We start from the raw sequence: 21,627 nt of genomic DNA, 5'->3' as shown, positions 1-21,627 counted from the left end.
TTATAAATTTGAAATCAAAGGCAAAATTTCACTCTCCAGGGTCTGCTGAACAGTTCGCACTTTTAGTTGCGCAAATTCAATACTCGGTCTTGCATTCGTAACAGCTGTTGTAAAGGTCCCCTGAATGGATTCAATTGCACGGATCGCATCATCTAATTGTTGTCTGAATTTTACATCCAACAATTCATTTTTTTCTTTAATTATTTTTGAAATGCCCAAACCACTCGCATTCTTGTAAACACCCAAAAATGCATTTTCGATGCTTTGAATATTATCCGCAAAATCCTTTTTTGAATTGGCACTGAATCTACTCTCTTCGTAAGTTAAATTCTGGGTAGTAAAAGGTTCATTGATTTTACCATTTGCGACTTCATCTGCAATGGTAATCATGCCCGTAACAATTTCCTGCAAAGCAGATTTTTGTGATGGATAAACTGAATTGCCCGGCTCCCCGGCCTTGAGCACATTGGCTATAAAATTCTGCTGTTCCGGTTTCCAGGCAAAAAAGAGGGCTTTGGTAGCACCATGCAAACTCTGGCTGCAAGCCCGGAGGTATTCAAATTCTCGTTGCGTAAAGGAAGCAATTGATTTGTTGCCTTCTTTTCCAAATATTAAGTATTCAAGGGTGTGAAATCCCTTTAAAGTTCCATCCAATCCATCTACATAATCCTTGGTTAAAACGGCATTTGAATTCAACACTGCATCCAGATCTGTTTCATTAACAGGCCAGCTGTCAATCGCCGGATCCAATCCTTGTTGGTCTACCGGTCCAAACAAAAAACCTTCAGATTGCTCCCATGGAACACGCGCATCTCTCCAGGCTTGTTTGGACGCATCCAGATTCACCTGACTGACATTTTGCTCCAGAATGGTCAAAGTATTTACCAACAATTGAGTCTTGTCATAAAGATCTTCGTAGGTAGGTAGTATGACGTCATTGGAAATATTTTGTAGCACGTCTTTATAATCTGCAATTCTTGAATCATCTGTGTCAGATCCACAAGAAGAAAGAATGAGCGCTAAACTAAAACTGAGAAGAAGTAAGAAACTATTTTTCATGAAATATAATTATTGAGTGATTTTAAAATTCAAAGGCAAAACCGGCAGCAAATGTTTTTTCCAGTCGACCACCACGAATACTGGTAGGCGCAGGAGCTCCCACTTTCCTTAAAGTAAACTGTGTTTTTAAATGTACTTTCCGTATGATTTTATAGACGAGACCTGTTGAAAATGATTGCCGCTCCCAACGTGGATTGTTAAATACCAACCCCTGCGTCTTGTGCATGGTGTCGTAATAATCGTAACGCGAATAAAACAACAACTCAGATTCATTTTTATTTTTTAAAAAACCTGTGGTGCCGAATATCACCAGCTCCAATTCAGCAAAAGCTCCCAGTGCTTCAGAACCGACCGGTGTGCGTTTCACATTTAGATTGTTGGACAGATTACGGTTTTGATTGGTCAGTGCTTCAGAATTGTCCAAAGTCCCGTACAGAAGCATCGCAGCCACACGAACAGGATCCATTTTCATTTGAAAATGCCCTTCGCTCAGAAACAAAGGAGTAGACAATCTTAAATCCGGCTTTGGCCGATTATCGGTGGTATTGCATCCGTAAATAGAAAAACCAATCAGCCATTTATTTTCTCCGCTGTAATCAAGTCTTGCACTCAAGGCGAAATTCTCTGCATTCACCGTTTCAAATCTTCGTTGATTACCTCGCTTGATCCAATTCGCCGAATTAAAGGCGGATCCATCCAAACCATTTACAAACCCGAGATAATAGTTGAGCTTATGAGTTTTTCCGGAGGACCCGGATACCAAAAAACCATTATCCGTCCAGTTCTCTGGAAGTATCTGAGTTTCCATTTCAGAATTCCAGCATGTCAGATAATCGGTTGGCTCATCTCGCTTAAACATCATTCCAAAAGGAACCTTTACCCGACCTACTTTTAGTTTGATATCCTTGTACAATCCCAACTCAAGATTCATCTGCTCCACGATGACCTCACCACCCTTGCTGATGTCAAATTCAAACTCTCCAAACTCCTCAAAACGGTCAAACTCTACTGCGCCCCCGGTACCTCCATGTTCAAACTCCACTTCTGCATTAAATCCAATCCTCGGAGTCCACCTATATCCCATGTCCAGGATAAATCGCTCCTGATCGATGGCGTCCCGCCTCGAACTGTCAGTCTGCCAGTCGAAGTGGTAATAATGCATGGCCCCGTATCCGTTGAGCCGGAAGGCACTGAACTTCTCTCGCAACACACTATCACTAAGCGCCTGACCCTGAATACTTTCTGCCAAACAAAAACAAAATAACCAACAATGTATGCTAGCTATTTTAGATTTATAAGTACAGGTAAATAAAGCTTTCACGAGTTGACAACGACTTGGCTCCGACAAATGTAAGTACATATTTTATTATGCAAAAAATATTTTTAGGGTTGCCTAAATTGATTGTTATCATGCCCGTTAATGATGGAAATTTTGCAAAATATTAAATCTTTAAAAAGACACCATCATCCAAATTTCATATAAAGGCTTGTACGAATAAATAATTCTTCTATTGTAAATCTTCCTGGTACCATCAACATCACATGCTCAGTTAAATGAAAAATGTCTGACTACATAAAGTCAATTCTTGCACAATATACTTCTTCAAACCAGATTACTTGATGACTTAAAATTCCTGAGAAGTTAATGAGATTTTGTGTGTTTAAAACTGAATCCATCAGCCACTTATTAAACTAAAATCTCGATTCTGCCAACGATCAATTCTACAGTCGCGTTCCTGGAATTCATACTAAATAAAATTGCTAAAATTTGAAAAATAAAAACTACATTTACATTGAGCAGACGGTTAATGTTCAAAATTAGGTGAGTGATTTCTGAGTCAAGTCAACTCCATTTGGACAAATGTGATTTTTCGCCAATTTTAAAAAATTAAGTTTGTGAAAATCGATCTAGGTTTTCATCTGCCAAATTTTATACTGTCTTTGCACAGAAAAATAGCCTTCTCTTTGATTCAATCAGGATGGCATTTGAATAAAATAAATAGAAATAATTTCAGGTTTCATACAATGTGTTTATTATTTGATCCAGGAGTAAAAGCATCGCTTTCAAAATTCCTGGATACTAAGATCACGACAATGACAGGTGGCAGTATGGTTTGTAGGAGTGAATTGTCATAAAAATTGCACCGGAACCTATGTGCAGCTTTGGTTCCTTGATCCCATAAGAATCCCATCCAACCGTATATAATGGTAAATCCTGACAAGAACAATTTTTGATAAATAAAATATAAAACCCAACACAACAATTAATTATTCAATCACAATTAAAACCAGCTCTTATGAAAGTAATTCAATTTTTTTTAGGTCTAAGCATTTTTCTCAACATGTCCTGTGCCCAGAATGTAAATAAATCGTTGGATGGCAAATCCTTTCAGATCAGCATTTGGGATGTCGCCCATCCGGATAAAAAAGATCCAGACTTATTAATTTTTAAGGATGGAAAAATGGATTCAGACGCCTGTCACCAATATGGCTTTGCCGCTGCTGCTTACAAGCATCAGAACAAAGACGACAATACCACGTTTAGCACCACGATTAATAGCGCCAATGAAGGTGAAATCCTATTTGAAGGAATGGTGAAGGATAATGTCATCAATGGAAAATCTGTTTGGAAAAAAGCAGGTCAGGCAGACATAAATTATGAATTCAGCGGAAGCCTTAAAAATTAATTCAACAATTTATTTAAATCCAAAAATGAATGTCATGTTACTTCAACAAATTGCAGATTTGCAACCCTTCATTTTGGTTGAAGTAATTATATTCGTTCTCCTTTTGTAGATATTTAGTTATAACCATGGTAGTTTCCTAAATTGTTCCACACCAATTTAGAAAAATACCATGGTCATTTCCAATGAATACGAATAAATAGTCTAAAGAAAAATGTAAGAATTGTACTGTATTATCTGTCCTATTGGATTAGCTGAAATTTTTTAGATTTTTGATTAAGACAAACTAAAAAAGGCAATACTTTTTAAATCATTAAGAATGCTTGGCTCGTATATATTTGATCTTTTTCCCTACTTGTAGATGCATTCTTTCATAATAAGTCTTCAGTTCAAGTTCAGGTGTCACCAGTGGTTTGGAATAAATGTCATCCTCGTGGTATATCAAGGTGAAGGCCGGATGTGATTGCATCCTGTCTACACTGAAGTCATACAGCCCAGGGTCGTCTGTTTTGAGATGCAACAAAGCGCCCGGTTTTAGAATTTTATGATAGAGGTCGAGGTAATAATCGGATGTGAGTCTTTTATTCGACTTACTGGGTCGTGGAAAAGGATCCGGAAAAGTAATCCAGATTTCATCCACTTCTCCCTCCCCAAAAAATTTGTCCAACAATTCAATCTTTGTACGCACAAAAACAATTTGATTCAATTGTTCATTTAATGCGGTGGAGGCACCTTTCCAGATTCTGGCTCCCTTAATGTCAACGCCTACGTAATTACGCTCCGGCAGCATCCTGGCCATCCCCAGACTGTATTCTCCACGACCGCAGGCAAGCTCAAGGATCAATGGGGAATTATTTTTGAAATATTCTTCCTTCCATTTGTTCCGAAAATCAACATACTGATTCAATCCCTTCCTCAACTTGGGCTCATCAAAATCCATGTTCTCAAATACATTGGGAAATGCAAGATTGGCAGCAAATTTCTCCAGCTTGGATCGGTTACTCATAAAGTATTATAAACTCTTCACTAATTGATCAAATAAACGTATGTATTCCTCGTCCTCAAGCGGAAAACTTTTATCCGCATGGTCAAGCCAAATAAAATTGTTTGGATCTGACATTAAAGATTGCAGATGTGCTTGCTCTAATTTGTTCAGGTCTTTGGATTTTTTGGTTTGTAGTATGACCGCAGGACTCACAATGTTCGGAATATACTCATAAAGGTTAAAGTCGTATTTGAGTTCATAGGGCAACATCAGTAAGGGAAATGAAGCCCTCATCCAGGAACGCAAACCATAGACCGGATTTTCGAGTATGACCATTCTGCACGGATTGATAGTGGCCAAGTACGCCGCAGCTGAAGCACCCAGCCCAACGCCGTAGAACAGAATACTGTCTTCAGAAACCTGTGTCTTAAGCCAGGTGAGCCCCAATTGGGCATCTTCATTCCAACTGATCTCCGATGGACTGCCATCTGATTTACCATATCCACGGTAATCAGGGATGTACAGTTTAAAACCCCGCTCTGTCAGAAATGGAGCATAAGCGGCCCAGAAATCTGCACTTTTATTGGCCCCATGAAAGAAAAGTATATAACCCTTCAAAGGTGCCTGATTGTTGAAAGCCAACATGTTGACCTGTTCCCCGTTTGGATGTTTCAATTTGATTTCCTGGTAAGGCAGAGCCAGCTTATATCGAGCCTTTGCAGGATGTATCACCGGTGAAAAAACGATGAAATCTATAAAAATATAAATAAAGAAAATCCCCACGATATACAACACCAATATCGAAGAAAGCAATACCAAAGTCCTCCTGAAGCTCCAACGCATAATTCAAAGGCTAAATTAAACTAATTCACACACCCGAGCCCCAATTTATAAAAATGAACCCGAAAATTTAAAACAATCAACCACCTGCATCCGTTTCCATGAGATGAAGATCAAAAACCTCATGCTGGCCTTTCTAATGGGGCTTACTCTACACCTGAAAGCCCAATCCGGAGACTATCAGATCATCAAACTGGGTGATCTGGAAGACCTGTTGTCCATTCAGGATGATACGGTGCGGGTATTTAATTTTTGGGCCACCTGGTGCGTACCTTGCGTGAAGGAGCTTCCCAATTTTGAAACGTTCAATCAGGAAATAAAAGGTACCAAACAACTTTTATATCTGGTCAGCCTGGATGATCTAAATCGGTCTCAATCCAAACTCAGCAATTTCTTAAAAAAGAAGAATGTGATGTCAAAGGTCATGGTACTCGATGAGAACAATCCAAATTTCTATATCGACCGTATCGAGCCAAGCTGGACAGGATCAATCCCTGCAACCTTGGTGATTGGGAATCAAACAAGAGGTTTCGCCGAACAAGAATTCCATTCTGCTGCAGATATTCACAATTGGATAAATTCAATCACTAAAAAATAATTACTGCTTATGAAAAAATTAATCATGTTAATGCTATTACTATCCTTAAGTCTAACGGCTTTTACCCAAAAGGGATATAAGATTGGTGATGTAGCGACCGACTTCAGTTTAAAAAACATAAACGGAAAGGTTGTGAGCATGTCAGATTATAAAGATGCAAAAGGATATATCATCATCTTTACTTGCAATCACTGCCCTTATGCCAAGATGTATGAAAAAAGAATCGTTGAACTCAGTGCAAAATATACCGATTCCGGTTACCCGGTGATTGCCATCAATCCAAATGATCCTGCAGTTGTTCCGGAAGATGGACCCAAGGAAATGAAAAAAATCGCCAAAAAACATAAATATAATTTCCCATATCTGTTTGATGAAAAACAAGAAGTTTTTCCAATGTACGGAGCTACGAAAACGCCTCATGTTTTTCTATTGGATAAAAATCGTGTAGTAAAATATATTGGCGCCATTGACGACAGCCCAAAAGATGCCGCCATGGTAAAAGATAAATATCTTGAAAACGCAATCGCAGCCCTTATGAACGGAAAAGATCCTGATCCCTCCATTACTAAAGCCATTGGTTGCAGCATCAAGGTCAAGTCCTGATTTCGTCTTACATAGAAATCAGATATTTCTTTTTATGCTCGTTTCATAAATTTTTGTTAAATAATGATTACGACTTTTTCATTCTTTAAAATTAGCTTTTATTTGCACCACTAATTCGATCATGAAAAATTTAAATGTTTGTTGTTTGATGATGTGTTGTTGTATGCGTGAGCATCCTGCAAGGCCTCTATATGAACATTTAAGTTAATTAAATATTCAAAAAATCTTAAAAAGAGCCTTGCATCCCGCAAGGCTCTTTTTTTTATACTTTAAAACGAGAAAGAAAATGAATCAGGTGCAATTATACAGGCATGAAAAACCATTTGTTACAGAATCCGGGACCATCCTGCACGATCTTCAAATTGCCTATCATACCTATGGCAAGCTGAATAAGGACCAATCAAATGTTGTATGGGTTTGTCACGCACTCACCGCCAATTCTGATGTTGCGGATTGGTGGAATGTGGTATTTGGAAAAAACAAATTGCTCGATCCTGAAAAATATTTTATTGTCTGTGCCAACAATCTTGGTTCTTGTTATGGAACACAATTTAAACAGACTGATTCTGGCAACCAAAGTTTATCATTCAACAAAATAAAACTCACCACCAGAGATCTTGTGAATGCACACCACTTATTATATGCACATTTAAAATTAAATAAAATTTTCTTAATCATCGGTGGATCACAAGGAGGTCAACAAGCCATGGAATGGGCAATCAAGGTTCCATCATCCATAGAACACATGGTACTACTCGCCTGCAATGCCAAACATTCAGCCTGGGGTGTAGCTTTTAATGAAGCACAGCGGATGGCCATTGATGCCGGTGAAAATGGTCTGAAAGCTGCCAGAGCGATTGCCATGTTGAGTTACCGAAATTATCAAATGTATCACCGCACTTTAGACGAACAAAAGGAACCAGACTACCATGGCACCATTTCCTATCAACAATACCAGGGTGAAAAACTGGCTAAAAGATTCACCACAGATTCTTATTATATTTTAAGCTCGGTAATGGATTCGCACGATGTGGGAAGAGGAAGAGCCGGTATAGAAAATTCCTTGTCTCTAATCATTGCGAAAACATTGGTCATCGGAATTTCAACAGATATTTTATTTCCAATCAGTGAACAAAATTTTCTGGCAGCAAATATTCCTAATGCTAAACTTAAGATAATAAGTTCTCCATTTGGCCATGACGGATTCCTTACAGAAGGTAAAAAAATTAACAAAATAGTTAAATCATTTCTAAATTATAAATAATGGATATTGTAATAAAACTCTTAGATGAAAACTTCACCATGGAGGCCCAAAATGAAAGTGGCAACTCATTTATTATGGATGCCTCCGAAAATATTGGCGGGCAAAATAAAGGCATGAGGCCGATGCAGGTTTTGCTGGCTTCACTCGGTGGTTGCAGCGCGATAGACGTCCTCAACATCCTAAAAAAACAAAGAAAAAAATACAGCAGCTTTGAAGTCATTCTAGATGGTGACCGCGAACAATTGGAAACTTATTCCCTGTATAGAAAGATTGTAATTCACTTTAAAATCAATGGCGAACTTACAGTAGATCAGGTCAAAAAAGCAATCGATTTATCATTGGATAAATATTGCTCTGTGGCTAAAACTCTGGAACCCACTGCAAAAATAATTTCAAAAATAACACTCAATGGAAAAGAAGAATTTTAATACGATTGCCATTCGTACTCAATCAGAACGATCGCAAAACAAGGAGCATTCGGTGCCTTTGTATTTGAGTTCCAGTTTTGTGTTTGATCAGGCGGAAGATCTGCGGGCAGCTTTCAATGAAGAAACGGATGATTATATTTATTCACGTTACGGAAATCCTAATGTGGATGAATTTGCAGAAAAAATTTGTCAGTTGGAAGGGGCTGAAGCCGGTATAGCTACCTCATCCGGCATGTCCGCTATTTATCATGCCATTACTCCTTTGCTTCAAGCTGGAGACCACATCATATCCTGCTCATCCATCTTCGGTGCAAGCCATACTTTATTCACCAAATACTATCCCAGGTTCAACATTCAATGTGATTATTTCAGCGCCGCTCATCCAAATGAATTGTTGAATCTGATTAAACCCGAATCGCGAATTATTTATTTGGAGACGCCAACCAATCCTGCCATCGAAATCATTGATCTGGAATGGGTAGGAAAAATTGCAAAAGCTCATAACTTGATTTTAGTGGTGGACAATTGTTTTGCAACACCCTATTTACAACAACCTATCAAATATGGTGCGGATCTGGTAATTCATTCAGCTACTAAATATTTTGATGGCCAGGGAAGAGTTCTCGGTGGAGTGGTGGTCGGTCGCAAGGATTTAATTAGGGAAATCTATTTATTCGCACGCATCACGGGTCCTTCACTTTCACCATTCAACGCATGGATCTTAAGCAAAAGCATTGAAACGCTTTCACTGAGAATGGATCGGCATTGCGCCAATGCTTTACAACTGGCAACTGATCTGGAACATCATCCGTCCATCGAATACTTACGTTATCCCTTTCTCCCTTCACATCCACAACATGCAATAGCAAAAAAACAAATGCGCGCCGGGGGAGGTATTGTATCCTTTTCTTTAAAAGGAGGACTTAATGCAGGGCAACAATTTATGAATGCTTTGCAGATGATTAAAATCTCACCCAATCTTGGTGACAGCCGAACTATTGCAACTCATCCGGCCAGCTCGACACATTGCAAACTGAGTCCGGAGGATAGAATGAAAACCGGAATCACAGATGGCCTTATAAGAATTTCAGTAGGACTGGAAGAATACGAAGACATACATCAGGACATACTTCAGGCACTTGAATCAATTAAATAAATGAAAAAATGAAAATACTAAATATTGGACTGTTTGGTTTTGGTTGTGTGGGCCAAGGATTATACTATGTCCTTAACCACAGCACCGGATTTAAAGCCAACATCAAAAAAATTGGTGTAAAAGATCGAAACAAAAAAAGGATTGTAAGTGCGAATATGATCACTTATGATAAATATGAAATCCTGAATGACCCAGAGATTGATGTGGTGGTAGAACTTATTGACGATGCAACGGAAGCTTTTGAAATTGTCAAAACCGCAATCACCAATGGAAAACATGTGGTCACGGCCAATAAAAAAATGCTTGCCTTGCATTTAACTGAACTCTTTGCTTTGCAGGAGAAACATCAGGTGAGTTTATTGTATGAAGCCTCGGCATGCGGCAGCATACCCATCATCAGAACACTTGAAGAATACTTTGACAATGAAAATCTTTTAAAAGTATCGGGCATTTTCAATGGCACTACAAATTACATTCTCACCAAAACAATTGAAGATCAAATCTCCTACCCAACTGCGCTTAAACAAGCGCAGGAGGCTGGATTTGCAGAAAGTGATCCTACGAATGATGTAGAAGGTTTTGATGCAAAATTCAAGACCGCTGTATTAGCGCTGCATGCCTTCGGAATCATAATTGAACCTGAGAATATAATCACCATCGGTATCACCGAGCTTACCGATCACGACATAAAATTTGCCTCAGAAAAATCATTTAAAATTAAATTACTACCCGTTGTTGAAAAAATAGCAGAACACCAAATTACAGCTTATGTCATTCCACACCTGATCAGCAAAAAAAATAATTTGTACAAAGTAGAAAATGAATTCAACGGTGTAATTGTGGAAGGAGAATTTTCAGGTGAGCAATTTTTTCAGGGACGAGGTGCCGGCAGCCACCCCACTGGGAGTGCTGTTTTATCAGATATTTCAGCACTGTCCTATCACTACCGCTACTCTTATAAAAAACACGAACAAAACGGATCGAATTTATTTACCAGGAATGTAAACCTAAAAATTTACTTGCGCATCAATTCCAAAGAAGACCTTACAATGATTAATTTTCATCAGATCATTTCTGAATATTACAGTGACGATTACTCATATATTCTGGCCATCATAAATTTGGAGGAGCTGTTCAGAATTCGTCCATACCTTAAAGACAAAAGTTTGTTTTGCGCAGTGGTAAGCGATTAAATCCCTGATCGAAATTTTGTAAAAATCTACAAGGGAGAAACTGAAAAGTAAAAGTAAAACTATTTATTTGCTCACCACAAATCGCCCTGATTGCATGACATAAGAATTCTTTTCAATCCGGTAAAAATAACATCCGGAGGGAAGACCGCCTGTATCATAATCAAGGTCAGATTCAAACGCCAATTGATCAATTTTTCTTCCATCTGTAGAATATACACTGAGGTAAGATAATCCAATTTGCTCAGACCGTATATGCAACAGATCTTTCACAGGTTGTGGACTAAAATGGTAAGAAACATGATCAGTTGGAATTTCATTTTTCTGATTCAATTCAAGCCCCCATTCTACTAAGTTCCTGTCGTAATATTCAGAAATGATTTTATCATTCAGACAAAACTCATAATTAATATCATTTAATGCATCTACCCTACAAGTCAGAATAAATGCAGGTTGCGGATTGTTCCATATCAAAGGAAGTCCGGTACTGTGCGATACAATAAGCGCATTTTCTTTCAAATGAATATTTTCTTCAGGTATTTGTACAGACCGCACTTTAATAATTTCTCCAGCATCACATAAACTCAAGGCAAACTGGAAGCCCATGACATCCTGGTTGGCTGTCAGATAGAATGGAATTTCCACCATTCGATTACCAACCACTTTTACAGGTCCCTGGATCAATTTACAACTGGTTCCTTTCAGTCTTTGATCCAACTGGTTTCCTGTGAATGTTTGTCGATAACTTAAATCGATGTCTCCCATTTTGAGTGCTAGGATGTCTGCATTTTGACGTGGAAAGTTAACGATCTGTATGCCCTTGAATTGGATGGACTGAAAACTCTGAAAAGGCGCAATCACCTGCTTCCAGTCTGTTCGTAAAAAATACCATGGCAATACAGCTGTAAAATTATCTTTTATCCCGAGTATCAGTCTTCGAAGCTCTGTCATATCGGAAGCAGTCACATTAAAATTATTATTGACATCTGCAGCGAAGTATTTCAATGTATCGGAAAAACGTTCAATTCCCAAAATGTGCTTTTGTATCAATAACACATCTTTTGTCGAGATTCCGGCCACCGGATCAGTGCGTTTGACCAATCGGTATTCCATAAATCCGCTGTTGCGCTTTTTTACCGTGAACCCATAGTGCAATCCCCCATTTGCAGACAAACAGAATTTTTTGATATTGTTCGCATCGGTAATGTAGATTGAATCCGGATAAACCCGGTAATCATTTTGGGTAACAATTCTTCCTCCAACATCCGCCTTCACGGACATGGATTCCAGTCCGAATGAAACCAAAGTATTGCATTTGAATTTATCTGTAATCACCACAGAATAAATGCCAGGCTTAAGATTGCTGATGATCGAAGTAGTGGCACCATTACTCCATGCATACGTGTAGGCACCAAACTCACCCAAGGGTGATACACTGATCAATCCTTCCTCATCACATAGATCGTCTTCCACCACTTTCTGATGCTCAAAACTATTTTGGTAGTTAAGCACATTGATCAGTGAAGTTCTCGTGTTCACAGCTCCGGTGCATCGATCTGTTATGGTCCATACTCTTCTGATGCGCACTGGACTTGAACAACCTGAAGACAATTTGGTATCCGAAAAACTAATAATTAAAGCTCCAAGTTCGTCAGGCACACCTAAGATTGCACTCACAAACGAACCGGTTTTAGGATATGAAACTGTGGTATCCGTTGGAAATTTAATTTCATTAATGGTCCGATGTCTAAGAAAAATACTCTGATTGCATCTCTGGAGATCTCCCTTTGCATTACGGATTGTGAAAATCCTGGTCACTACGTCATTCTTGTTGGAACAATTTCCCTTGGTGTAATATTCAAGATAGGTGATGGTAACCGCTCCTCCATCATTTTCGATGACTTTGGGTAATCCGGTGACCGTCGTATCATACGACTGGCCCTCCAACAAATTAACTGGCTGCGGACATTCCACTGTCAAGCTCAGAGGGGAGGGGGAGTAAGCAAAGGCGGAACTGAAACCCATTACCAGGACCGCCACAAATAAATACATCCTCATGATCTTTGGTTTTTAGGGTATAAAAATAACTCATTCATTGTCAATATACAAAGCTCCTTAATCTAATTTAAGGACACTTTAAGACATGAATACAAACCAATATATATAAACTATTTTATAACAACTCATTACACTTTACGCTTCACTTGTATCAGTTTTTAAAAAATATACCCCAATAGCTCTTGACCAAAATTCAAATTTCATTTAGGTAAATTTTGGGTGCCCGTGGTATGCATCCTGCTTAACTTAATATTTCGATGCTGACTCCCTCATTTCATAATAACTTGAATATTAAGAGACTCCTGATTTTAAAATTTATGGAAGCTTCCTGAGCACAATTTTATTTGTACCGAATGAATGAAGTTTAATTGTCAGAGTTTAACACCAATATTAAAACCAATTTCTGGTTTGATACAAAAATCAAATAATCGAACAACTCAAATTCAATTAAGCTGTAAACTTATATTGCGCTCTGGAAAATCTGTTGCTAACTTTTGATCAGATTTTTAAATCTAGGTCGATGCGGTGCTACATTGCCCAATCTCTGCTTTTTATTCTCTTCATAATCGGCAAAGTTTCCTTCAAAAAATATGATCTGCCCTTCATCTTCAAATGAAAGAATATGAGTTGCTAATCTGTCTATGAACCATCGGTCATGAGAAATCACCAAAACACATCCTGCAAAGTTCTCAACGGCTTCTTCCAAAGCCCGTAAGGTATTAACGTCAATATCGTTTGTAGGCTCATCGAGCAACAATACATTACCTCCTTCTTTGAGGGTCATGGCGAGATGCAATCTGTTGCGTTCACCTCCTGAAAGTATTCCTACTTTTTTGCTTTGATCTTGTCCTCCAAAATTAAATTTACTGATGTATGCTCGTGCATTCACCGAAACATTTCCAACAGTAATTAAATCCAATCCACCCGAAATAATATCATAAATACTTTTTTCAGGCAGCAGGTCTTTATGACTCTGGTCTACGTATGCGAGCTTCACAGTATCTCCAATAATGATTTCACCTTGGTCAGGTTTCTCCTGGCCCATGATCATCCGGAATAAGGTAGACTTACCTACTCCATTGGGTCCAATAATTCCGACAATTGCATTCTTTGGGATCTTGAAAGAAACGTCATCATATAGCACCCGATTACCAAATGCTTTACTCACATGGTTCAATTCAATGACCACATCACCCAATCTAGGTCCGGGTGGAATAAATAAATCTAATTTAGCTTCCTTCTCTTTGGATTCTTCTCCGGCCATTTTCTCATAGGCTGTTAAACGGGCTTTACTCTTGGCTTGACGACCCTTTGGATTCATCCTCACCCATTCTAACTCTCGCTCAAGGGCTTTTCTTTTTTTACTTTCCTGCTTTTCTTCTCCGGCAAGTCTGCTGGTCTTTTGCTCCAGCCAGGATGAATAATTTCCCTGCCATGGAATTCCTTCACCCCTGTCTAACTCAAGAATCCATCCTGCCACATTGTCCAGAAAATAACGGTCATGCGTAACTGCAATTACAGTCCCCGGAAATTTTGCCAGGTACTGTTCCAGCCAAAGCACAGATTCAGCGTCCAGATGATTCGTTGGCTCATCAAGCAGTAAAATATCGGGATTGCTCAATAAAAGCCTTGCCAAAGCCACACGGCGACGCTCACCACCCGATAATATATTAATCGGCACATCTCCTTCAGGACATCGCAATGCATCCATGGCAACTTCCAACTTGTTGTCGAGTTCCCAGGCTCCGGTTATTTCCAATTTTTCAGAAACTTCTCCCTGCCGATTGATGAGTTTGTTCATTTCATCATCACTCATCGGCTCTGCAAATTTTAAGTTGATCTCATCATATTCTTTCAACAAATCAACTATCTCCTGCACGCCCTCCTGCACAATCTCCCTGACAGTCTTAGTCTCATCCAAAGTAGGCTCCTGCTCAAGGTAGCCAATCTTATAAGTGCCATCGAACTCGATTTTACCCTGGTAATTCTTGTCGATGCCTGCTATGATTTTCAGTAAAGTGGATTTCCCGGATCCATTCAATCCCAGGACCCCAATCTTGGCTCCGTAAAAAAATGAAAGATATATATCCTTGAGGATTACCCGCTGTGGTGGAATAATCTTTCCCACACCTGCCATCGAAAAGATGATCTTATTATCTGCCATATTGAAAAATTAGACGGCAAAGATAACCAACTAATGTGACTGAACGCCTCTGACTCTGTTCCTCCCACAGATTGTCGCAGTTTGCATCTGCGATGCAATACGATTGCAGCATTTTAAATGCAGCCTGCTAAAACCTAATATAACTTAACCAAATGATCATCGCAGTTTGAAACTGCGATGCAATACGTTTGCAGCATTTTAAATGCGGCCTGCTAAAACCCAATCTATTTAATTTAACAAAGATCCTCCTGATCTAAAATTTCTTTGTCCCATCAGCCTGGTACACATAACGGAATGTATAATAGCGAGCAGGGTCGTTAAGAGTTGGATTTGCCGGTGCATTTTTATAGTAGGAGAGAATTTCCAGTTTGGCGTATTTGTTATCAGCGGTACGAATTACCAAAACTTTCCCTGGCTTGGGTGTAAACACCATAGCTGCCCCATTATAATCGTACCAACCTTTTCCAATAGCCGTATTGGTTAAACTCTGATCCACGCGAAATGTACTGTCTGCAGGAACTTCCTTCAAATCTGCAAAAAGACCGCTAAAAATAAATGCACCTCCCTGGCCGGGACCACTTGAACCGCCATTGGTGATGATGGTACTGCCACGGAAACCAATATCCCACTTGGTGGTAGCACTGTCCGAATTGGGAACAATACTGCTGTCAGCCAATCTGAAAAAGGTAAATATTTTCTTATCACCAACAGGCATGCCGGTGGTAGGATCAAAACCGGTGGTAGGATCTGCAGGAAGATCTTTTACATTAACCGAACTTACAGTCGAAGTGGAGTTGTCTTCATCATCATTGCATGAACTCACTCCCAAAATAAAGGCAAATAATAGCATTGCCGGAAAAAAATATTTCATAATTTAAGATTTAATAAATTGATATTGAAAATGTATGAACAGATTTCTGCCAATAAGATTTGGAATGTGCAATGCATCTCTGTAATTGAATAAATTTTCGCAGACCAGTTGAATTTTATACCGGTCCCTCCATTTTTTTCCCATGGTTAAATTGGTAAGCGTATAACCTTTTACCAACTGATCATAGGAATCAAGAATTGCATTTCCATTGCGGTCTGAAGAAGGGATCAAAACACCGGATACATTGCCCGCAGTATTGGTAATGCCAAAGGCTCCACGGTACACGAATCTTACGTTAAGATCCATTCCATATTTAGGAAATTCGTAGAAAAATTTTAGAGTAGCATTGTGTCGTGATCTGTTGGAAAGCCCAAGGTAATCTGAACTTTTGAGCCTGTAGGATTCCAATGTCTGGGGATCACGACCGTAGACCAGCCCTTTTTTAACTTCATTTAAAACTTCTTTATCTTTTGCTTCCAGGTACTGATAACCCAATTGAATTCCGAGATTTTTTATACCACTGTAGTTTGTATTTATTTCTATCCCCTGAGTAAAGGCTTTTTTAATATTGGTATAACTGTAAATCAATCTCTGATCGGTGGTCAAGGCTACCGGAATAGTTTCTATCAATCCTTTCAAATCATTTCTAAATAGATTGACATCAACTTTAATAAACTGATTTAATTGGTGTTGTGATCCTATGTTTATCGCAAATGATTGTTCCGGTGATATGTGCCCCATCGTTTCCAATGGGCTTAAGATTTGTTGAATTCTTCCCGCAGCCTGGAGATTCTCAATTTCTTTGGTAACCACATCAGAACCAAAAACTGAATATCCTGCTGCTGCATTATTGAAATTCAAATAAAGCTGTCTGAAATCGGGGGCCTTGAAACCGCTCCCCACAGAAGCTTTGATGGAATGTTTTGAGTTGAAAGAAAATTGTGCAGCAAGTTTTGGTGACCACTGTGATCTATAGGAACTGTTGTGATCAAATCGCAAGCCACTCACCAATGTGAAATGTACATTCGGATCCCATTCATGTTGCAAAAATCCATAGTACGTGTCCTGCTTTTTTTTGTTATCATCGCCATAACGTGAAGTATTCACAGTTTCCAAAATGTAACCAGTTCCTGCAGTCCACTTCTGATGAGGTAAAAACCTACAGGTGGCCTGCAATTCAGGTCTCATAAAAAACTGGTTGAAATCATCGGTATAATGAAGCATTCCATCTTCCTGTTTGTACAATTCAGTGGAAGTACGGTAATAAGTAGAGTATATCCTTGCTATGACATGTGTTTGATTGTTCCAGGAATATTTGTAAAAAGGATTAAAACTAAAATCACTGACCTTGCCGGAACCATTCACTTTTATTGAATCCCCACCGGCCAATACTTGATACTCATTGTGCTGGTCCTCCTGAAAGTATTTGGTACTGAGGTTGATCTCCTGATGAGCGGTTGGATTCAACACCAATCTTGACTGAAAGGTATAATTTGAAAAGGGAGATACCGTCTGACCAAAAATATCTGGTGATAAATCGTAACCATCGGTGCTGTACCGATTTCCAAACAGAGAAAGGCGCCACTTTTCACGCGCTACATTACCTTGTGCACTCAGATCAAGCGTATTTCTTAATCCATATCGGACACCTGCATTCAACTTATCAACCAATGGCTGATCAGTAATGATGTTGATGACTCCGGCCAAAGCCTCTGATCCATAAAGACTGGAAGAAGGTCCTTTGACAATTTCAATTTTTCGGATGTTGCCGGTTGTTATTCGACTTAACTCAAGTGTACCGGCATATCGCCCTATAAGAGGTTCTCCATCAATGAGAATCAAGGTATAATCCGGGTTTAGCCCCTGTATCTGAAGACCATTCCCCAGGCCATTCACCTGCGGAACAATGATCAAACCAGCCTGTTCCCCCAGTATATCCTGCAACCGGGTAGAACCTATAGCCTTGATATTTTTACCCGGAATCATTTGAAAAGGCATCGGTACCGCAGAAAGGAGCCGTTCCGTGCGGGTCGCGGTTATCATGATTTCGGATAATTGAACGGAATCACGTTGACCGCACACCTGTCCTATTATAAATATCCACAATCCAATTAGCGCAAACTTCCTCATTTCTGAAGGCAAAATTGAGCCAAGCTCTTTTATAAAAATACCCCTAAACGTAATTTAAATAGCCCAATAAGTAAAACCATAGTATAAAACTTCCTATATTGGTGTTCATTTTTGTCTAAAACAAACTTAATACTATCATGCCTGATTCAAAAAATACCCCAAAAGGTCAGGATTATGGCGATCACATAAAGGACATTCAACTCCAACTTATCAATGACGTCGCTTATGTCCCGGATATTCAGCCAGCCTTTGAAAAAGGTAAAATCTATCTGCTCTTCTGTCTGGAAGGTGCATCCACGTTTGCTTTCGGCCCGGTATACCAGCGTGTACTAAATGCCGGCAAGGTTTTTATGATTTACAATCCGGATACAGACCTCCCCTACCGCCAAACACTGAGTGAAGGCACGCGTTTGGTGAAACTCAAAATGTCTCTTGATCACCTCCATCAATTATTTGTTCCGGAACTCCAGGATGCTCCGGTTTTCAATCCGGAAAATGTGAACAGAAAATATTACGAGGAAAAAGAAATCCCCGGCGAACTCATTGTCATTTTACACCAACTCTTTGAAATCAAACTTCCTGCCAACACCTTGCGATTATTTCTTCAGGGAAAGGCCATAGAAATCCTCAGTCTCTTTTTTTCTGGTTCAAAACCCGATACCGAAACCTGCCCTTTCCTGAATGATGAATTCACCGTACGAAAAATAAAAAAAGCAAAAGAACTTCTTATCCAATCCTATTCCAATCCACCTACCATAACAGAACTCGCAAAAGCAATTGGACTGAATGAATTCCAATTAAAAGTTGGCTTCAAGGAAATTTATGGAAACAGTCCTTATCAATATCTTCTCGACCACAAACTGGAAATCGCCAGACAACTTTTGACTCAGGATAAAATGCAAGTGGGTGAAGTCGCTGACCGGATAGGATATACGAATACAAGTCATTTCATTGCCGCATTTAAAAGAAAATACGGATTGACACCTAAGAAAATGATGAGCTAAAATAAAATGTAGTCATTTTGAAAAAATTAGAAATAAATTCTAATTTCAGCCCAATTATTCTGTTGCCAAGATTTATCATTGAATTAATTTAGGCAAGAATAATTTGAATAGGTTATTTAAGATCAGTAATCGTATTTTTACCTGGTCATAATTGTATAGAATTCCTAAAATATTTTTTCAAACTTTATATTTTTGATGGGACTGTTTTTGGATTATGGTAAATTAGGTTTTGAGCACGTCGTGCCTTTGGGTTATGATCATATCCTATTTATCATCTCCATGTTTTTCTTAAATTCGAAACTCAAATATTCAATTATCCAATGCTCGGTTTTTACAATTGCCCATTCCATCACTCTTTTTATGGCCACACTTGGGTATGTTCACATCAATTCTAAACTAGTAGAAACTACGATTGCATTATCTATTTTTATTTTAGCCTTTGAAAATTTATTACACACCGATCTTAAATCCTGGAGATTACTTGTTGTTTTTTTATTTGGACTTATTCACGGTTTAGGATTCGCTTCCATTTTAGAATTCATTGAAATTCCTGAAAGCGATTTAATCACTGCCTTGTTTGGCTTTAATTGTGGCGTTGAATTGGCCCAAATTATTGTGGTGGTAATTTGCTATTTTGTTTTCGCAAAATGGTTCAGTCAGAAAGATTGGTACAGAAAATACCTGGTAATTCCTTTATCAATCATGATTTCAGGGATCGGATTGTTATGGACTTATGAAAGATTGTTCTCGGCTTAGATGATCAATATAATTTCGAAGAATCTTAATTCTAAGAAAGATTAGTTGATCGTCTTTTTAATTATAGATTGAATATTGGATTCAATTTTTGACACCCTCCAGGCAGATCACCCACTCCCCGACAATTTTCTCTGACTGCAACTGGATTTTTATTTCTTCCAGACTTCCATTGAAATGTTTTTCGAAAAACTTAGAAATTTCTTTTGCAAAACTTGCTTGCCTTTCTCCACCAAAATGCAATATGAGTTCATCTATGCATTTTAAAAGTCGATGTGGCGATTCATACAACACCACAGTACAAGGTAATTGTGCCAACCAAATACATTGGGTTTGCCTTCCTTTCTTTTGTGGTAGAAATCCTTGAAAAAAGAAACGATCGCATGGAAGCCCGGACGAAACTAAAGCTGGTACAAAGGCGGTAGCGCCGGGTAATGCCTGAACTTCTATTTTGTGTTGTCTGCATTCCCTAACCAATAAAAACGCCGGATCGGATATTCCCGGAGTACCTGCATCCGTGACCATGGCAATGGCAACACCTGATTGAAGCTTCTCAATAATTCGGGGTGTTTGTTGATGTTCATTGTTGGCATGAAAACTCTGAAAATCTTTTTCCACCCCATACGTCTTAAGGAAAGGTTTACTCACCCGCGTATCTTCCGCAAGTATGAGTGAACATTGATTCAAGACTTCTATTGCCCGGGGTGTCATGTCTCCCCTGTTGCCAATCGGTGTAGGCACCAGGAACAACATCAGCTTACGATTTCTGAAAGTTCGAATCTATATGTTTCGGTAATGAGATTGGTTAATAATTTTTTGCAGGAAGAATCCACCACTACTCGGGCACTTGCTTCATCTATTGACTCCAATACCATTTCAATATGCTTGCCGATCCGCACATCCTTTACACCATTTATGTCTAGGTGTCCTATATTTTTGGCCACTGTTTTTCCTTGAGGATCCAATAATTCCTTGTGAGGCATGATGTCTATTTTGGCAACAAACGTCTTCATAAAAGTTATGTGTTTTGATTTTTATTTCTGAGCAAAAATAAGCTTAAAATTATATGAGCAATGATCATTAAAGCCAGGGACACCAAACCTATTACAAAATAAGAGATGATGCAGATTATATAGGCAATGACCATGGGATAATATTTATAAAGCCAAGTTTTGCCTGGTTGCACCTTGACGATGGGTAATCTACTGATCATCAAAAAAGAAAATAGGATACTCCAGGCAATCAAAAAGTAATCACTCAACATAATCACGGGGAGAAAATTCCTCCCTCCAAGATAACCCATAAAAAACAATGCCATGGCCGGCACCGGAAGTCCGGAAAAATGAGTCGGCACTCCCGTCGTTTCGATGTTAAATCTCGCCAGCCTGAATGCTGCAAAAACCGGAAGGATCAGTCCAATATATGGTAAAATGAATTCTGTTGAGTGGTTGAACTCATTCAATTCTATTAATTTATAAATCATAAGGCCCGGTGCCAGACCAAAGGAAACAACGTCGGCCAGTGAATCCAATTGGACGCCCAGCGATGAATCACTTCCCATAGCCCTGGCCACAAATCCATCCAAAAAATCTGCCAGCATTGACCCCGCCAAAAGTATCAAAGCAGTTTCATAGTGCCCTTCCACCAGCTCAATACAGGCTATGCATCCAAGCAAGAGATTAAGAGCAGTTATCAGATTAGGAAGGCTAAACATTTTCTTCAATTACCTCACAAAACTAAGCCCAAACCTCGTGTTCCACCTAATCTTCCTGCTGAAAATCTATCATTTATGCAATTTAACTTAATTTTATGCATTATTTAGTGAAACTCATTGAAGCAT

General features: G+C 38.9%; 21 protein-coding genes. 9 read left to right on the top strand and 12 right to left on the bottom strand.

The features are described from left to right. The 3 genes from IPJ53_05195 to IPJ53_05185 all read right to left on the bottom strand — a co-directional run bounded on the left by IPJ53_05195 (position 1) and on the right by IPJ53_05185 (position 3,281). A complete protein-coding gene (locus tag IPJ53_05195) occupies positions 1–1,059 on the bottom strand; it encodes an imelysin (GenBank protein MBK7798485.1) in 1,059 nt (352 codons plus the stop codon). Positions 1,060–1,081: 22 nt separating this feature from the next. Further along, entirely contained in the window at positions 1,082–2,419 is a 1,338-nt protein-coding gene (locus IPJ53_05190; protein MBK7798484.1) for a hypothetical protein, read from the bottom strand. 658 nt (positions 2,420–3,077) lie between these two features. After that, positions 3,078–3,281 carry a hypothetical protein gene (locus IPJ53_05185; GenBank protein ID MBK7798483.1) on the bottom strand — a complete coding sequence of 68 codons (204 nt, stop codon included), beginning with the start codon at positions 3,279–3,281 and terminating at the stop codon, positions 3,078–3,080. A gap of 75 nt (positions 3,282–3,356) precedes the next feature. Here IPJ53_05185 and IPJ53_05180 point away from each other — a divergent pair, with 75 nt between their 5' ends. Further along, complete coding sequence (locus tag IPJ53_05180; protein MBK7798482.1) at positions 3,357–3,746, top strand: hypothetical protein; 390 nt, start codon at positions 3,357–3,359, stop codon at positions 3,744–3,746. A gap of 310 nt (positions 3,747–4,056) precedes the next feature. Here IPJ53_05180 and trmB read toward each other — a convergent pair whose 3' ends face one another. After that, positions 4,057–4,749, bottom strand: a complete 693-nt coding sequence (gene trmB / locus IPJ53_05175) for a tRNA (guanosine(46)-N7)-methyltransferase TrmB (protein ID MBK7798481.1) — start codon at positions 4,747–4,749, stop codon at positions 4,057–4,059. 6 nt (positions 4,750–4,755) lie between these two features. Continuing rightward, the gene (locus tag IPJ53_05170; GenBank protein ID MBK7798480.1) at positions 4,756–5,571 is read right to left on the bottom strand and encodes an alpha/beta fold hydrolase; all 816 of its coding nucleotides are present in this window, start codon (positions 5,569–5,571) and stop codon (positions 4,756–4,758) included. A gap of 103 nt (positions 5,572–5,674) precedes the next feature. Between IPJ53_05170 and IPJ53_05165 the strand changes: the two genes are divergently transcribed. The 6 genes from IPJ53_05165 (at position 5,675) to IPJ53_05140 (ending at position 10,810) form a co-directional block, all read left to right on the top strand. Further along, positions 5,675–6,166 carry a TlpA family protein disulfide reductase gene (locus IPJ53_05165; protein ID MBK7798479.1) on the top strand — a complete coding sequence of 164 codons (492 nt, stop codon included), beginning with the start codon at positions 5,675–5,677 and terminating at the stop codon, positions 6,164–6,166. A gap of 9 nt (positions 6,167–6,175) precedes the next feature. Beyond that, a complete protein-coding gene (locus IPJ53_05160; protein ID MBK7798478.1) occupies positions 6,176–6,769 on the top strand; it encodes a thioredoxin family protein in 594 nt (197 codons plus the stop codon). 286 nt (positions 6,770–7,055) lie between these two features. After that, on the top strand, positions 7,056–8,033 hold the full coding sequence (metX, locus tag IPJ53_05155; protein ID MBK7798477.1) for a homoserine O-acetyltransferase: 978 nt from the start codon (positions 7,056–7,058) through the stop codon (positions 8,031–8,033). After that, a complete protein-coding gene (locus IPJ53_05150; GenBank protein ID MBK7798476.1) occupies positions 8,033–8,461 on the top strand; it encodes an OsmC family protein in 429 nt (142 codons plus the stop codon). The genes metX and IPJ53_05150 overlap by 1 nt, the downstream gene beginning before the upstream one ends. After that, on the top strand, positions 8,442–9,617 hold the full coding sequence (locus tag IPJ53_05145; GenBank protein ID MBK7798475.1) for an aminotransferase class I/II-fold pyridoxal phosphate-dependent enzyme: 1,176 nt from the start codon (positions 8,442–8,444) through the stop codon (positions 9,615–9,617). Before IPJ53_05150 ends, IPJ53_05145 begins: the two co-directional genes overlap by 20 nt. 8 nt (positions 9,618–9,625) lie before the next feature. Next, positions 9,626–10,810: a homoserine dehydrogenase gene (locus tag IPJ53_05140; protein MBK7798474.1), complete on the top strand. Its 1,185-nt coding sequence runs from the start codon at positions 9,626–9,628 to the stop codon at positions 10,808–10,810. Between the two features lie 63 nt (positions 10,811–10,873). On the opposite strand, the gene IPJ53_05135 is transcribed toward IPJ53_05140, so the two are convergent. The 4 genes from IPJ53_05135 to IPJ53_05120 form a co-directional block, all read right to left on the bottom strand. After that, a complete protein-coding gene (locus tag IPJ53_05135; GenBank protein MBK7798473.1) occupies positions 10,874–12,865 on the bottom strand; it encodes a T9SS type A sorting domain-containing protein in 1,992 nt (663 codons plus the stop codon). Between the two features lie 487 nt (positions 12,866–13,352). Next, positions 13,353–15,029, bottom strand: a complete 1,677-nt coding sequence (gene ettA / locus IPJ53_05130; GenBank protein ID MBK7798472.1) for an energy-dependent translational throttle protein EttA — start codon at positions 15,027–15,029, stop codon at positions 13,353–13,355. 253 nt (positions 15,030–15,282) lie between these two features. Beyond that, positions 15,283–15,900, bottom strand: a complete 618-nt coding sequence (locus IPJ53_05125) for an HmuY family protein (GenBank protein MBK7798471.1) — start codon at positions 15,898–15,900, stop codon at positions 15,283–15,285. A gap of 3 nt (positions 15,901–15,903) precedes the next feature. After that, positions 15,904–18,030 carry a TonB-dependent receptor gene (locus IPJ53_05120; GenBank protein MBK7798470.1) on the bottom strand — a complete coding sequence of 709 codons (2,127 nt, stop codon included), beginning with the start codon at positions 18,028–18,030 and terminating at the stop codon, positions 15,904–15,906. A gap of 137 nt (positions 18,031–18,167) precedes the next feature. Here IPJ53_05120 and IPJ53_05115 point away from each other — a divergent pair, with 137 nt between their 5' ends. Then, entirely contained in the window at positions 18,168–19,034 is an 867-nt protein-coding gene (locus IPJ53_05115) for a helix-turn-helix transcriptional regulator (protein ID MBK7798469.1), read from the top strand. A gap of 195 nt (positions 19,035–19,229) precedes the next feature. Further along, positions 19,230–19,790 (top strand): HupE/UreJ family protein, encoded by a 561-nt coding sequence (locus IPJ53_05110; protein ID MBK7798468.1) that lies wholly within the window; start codon positions 19,230–19,232, stop codon positions 19,788–19,790. An 81-nt stretch (positions 19,791–19,871) separates the two neighbouring features. Here IPJ53_05110 and rsmI read toward each other — a convergent pair whose 3' ends face one another. The 3 genes from rsmI to IPJ53_05095 are packed head-to-tail and all read right to left on the bottom strand — an operon-like array spanning position 19,872 to position 21,501. Beyond that, on the bottom strand, positions 19,872–20,540 hold the full coding sequence (gene rsmI / locus IPJ53_05105; GenBank protein MBK7798467.1) for a 16S rRNA (cytidine(1402)-2'-O)-methyltransferase: 669 nt from the start codon (positions 20,538–20,540) through the stop codon (positions 19,872–19,874). Next, positions 20,540–20,800, bottom strand: a complete 261-nt coding sequence (gene purS, locus IPJ53_05100) for a phosphoribosylformylglycinamidine synthase subunit PurS (protein MBK7798466.1) — start codon at positions 20,798–20,800, stop codon at positions 20,540–20,542. Before purS ends, rsmI begins: the two co-directional genes overlap by 1 nt. A 5-nt stretch (positions 20,801–20,805) precedes the next feature. After that, entirely contained in the window at positions 20,806–21,501 is a 696-nt protein-coding gene (locus tag IPJ53_05095) for a CDP-alcohol phosphatidyltransferase family protein (GenBank protein MBK7798465.1), read from the bottom strand. Positions 21,502–21,627: the final 126 nt, after the last annotated feature.

The organism is Candidatus Vicinibacter affinis (assembly GCA_016714365.1).
GTDB lineage: Bacteria > Bacteroidota > Bacteroidia > Chitinophagales > Saprospiraceae > Vicinibacter > Vicinibacter affinis.
Note: the sequence above shows the minus strand (reverse complement) of the source record. Positions and strands in the feature narration are given on the sequence as shown.

Bases quoted from the DNA above. Each gene is read 5' to 3' on its own strand.
- IPJ53_05195 (MBK7798485.1), bottom strand. From the start codon at position 1,059: ATGAAAAATAGTTTCTTACTTCTTCTCAGTTTTAGTTTAGCGCTCATT.
- IPJ53_05190 (MBK7798484.1), bottom strand. From the start codon at position 2,419: ATGTACTTACATTTGTCGGAGCCAAGTCGTTGTCAACTCGTGAAAGCT.
- IPJ53_05180 (MBK7798482.1), top strand. From the start codon at position 3,357: ATGAAAGTAATTCAATTTTTTTTAGGTCTAAGCATTTTTCTCAACATG.
- trmB (MBK7798481.1), bottom strand. From the start codon at position 4,749: ATGAGTAACCGATCCAAGCTGGAGAAATTTGCTGCCAATCTTGCATTT.
- IPJ53_05170 (MBK7798480.1), bottom strand. From the start codon at position 5,571: ATGCGTTGGAGCTTCAGGAGGACTTTGGTATTGCTTTCTTCGATATTG.
- IPJ53_05165 (MBK7798479.1), top strand. From the start codon at position 5,675: ATGAAGATCAAAAACCTCATGCTGGCCTTTCTAATGGGGCTTACTCTA.
- IPJ53_05160 (MBK7798478.1), top strand. From the start codon at position 6,176: ATGAAAAAATTAATCATGTTAATGCTATTACTATCCTTAAGTCTAACG.
- metX (MBK7798477.1), top strand. From the start codon at position 7,056: ATGAATCAGGTGCAATTATACAGGCATGAAAAACCATTTGTTACAGAA.
- IPJ53_05150 (MBK7798476.1), top strand. From the start codon at position 8,033: ATGGATATTGTAATAAAACTCTTAGATGAAAACTTCACCATGGAGGCC.
- IPJ53_05145 (MBK7798475.1), top strand. From the start codon at position 8,442: ATGGAAAAGAAGAATTTTAATACGATTGCCATTCGTACTCAATCAGAA.
- IPJ53_05140 (MBK7798474.1), top strand. From the start codon at position 9,626: ATGAAAATACTAAATATTGGACTGTTTGGTTTTGGTTGTGTGGGCCAA.
- IPJ53_05135 (MBK7798473.1), bottom strand. From the start codon at position 12,865: ATGAGGATGTATTTATTTGTGGCGGTCCTGGTAATGGGTTTCAGTTCC.
- ettA (MBK7798472.1), bottom strand. From the start codon at position 15,029: ATGGCAGATAATAAGATCATCTTTTCGATGGCAGGTGTGGGAAAGATT.
- IPJ53_05125 (MBK7798471.1), bottom strand. From the start codon at position 15,900: ATGAAATATTTTTTTCCGGCAATGCTATTATTTGCCTTTATTTTGGGA.
- IPJ53_05120 (MBK7798470.1), bottom strand. From the start codon at position 18,030: ATGAGGAAGTTTGCGCTAATTGGATTGTGGATATTTATAATAGGACAG.
- IPJ53_05115 (MBK7798469.1), top strand. From the start codon at position 18,168: ATGCCTGATTCAAAAAATACCCCAAAAGGTCAGGATTATGGCGATCAC.
- IPJ53_05110 (MBK7798468.1), top strand. From the start codon at position 19,230: ATGGGACTGTTTTTGGATTATGGTAAATTAGGTTTTGAGCACGTCGTG.
- rsmI (MBK7798467.1), bottom strand. From the start codon at position 20,540: ATGTTGTTCCTGGTGCCTACACCGATTGGCAACAGGGGAGACATGACA.
- purS (MBK7798466.1), bottom strand. From the start codon at position 20,800: ATGAAGACGTTTGTTGCCAAAATAGACATCATGCCTCACAAGGAATTA.
- IPJ53_05095 (MBK7798465.1), bottom strand. From the start codon at position 21,501: ATGTTTAGCCTTCCTAATCTGATAACTGCTCTTAATCTCTTGCTTGGA.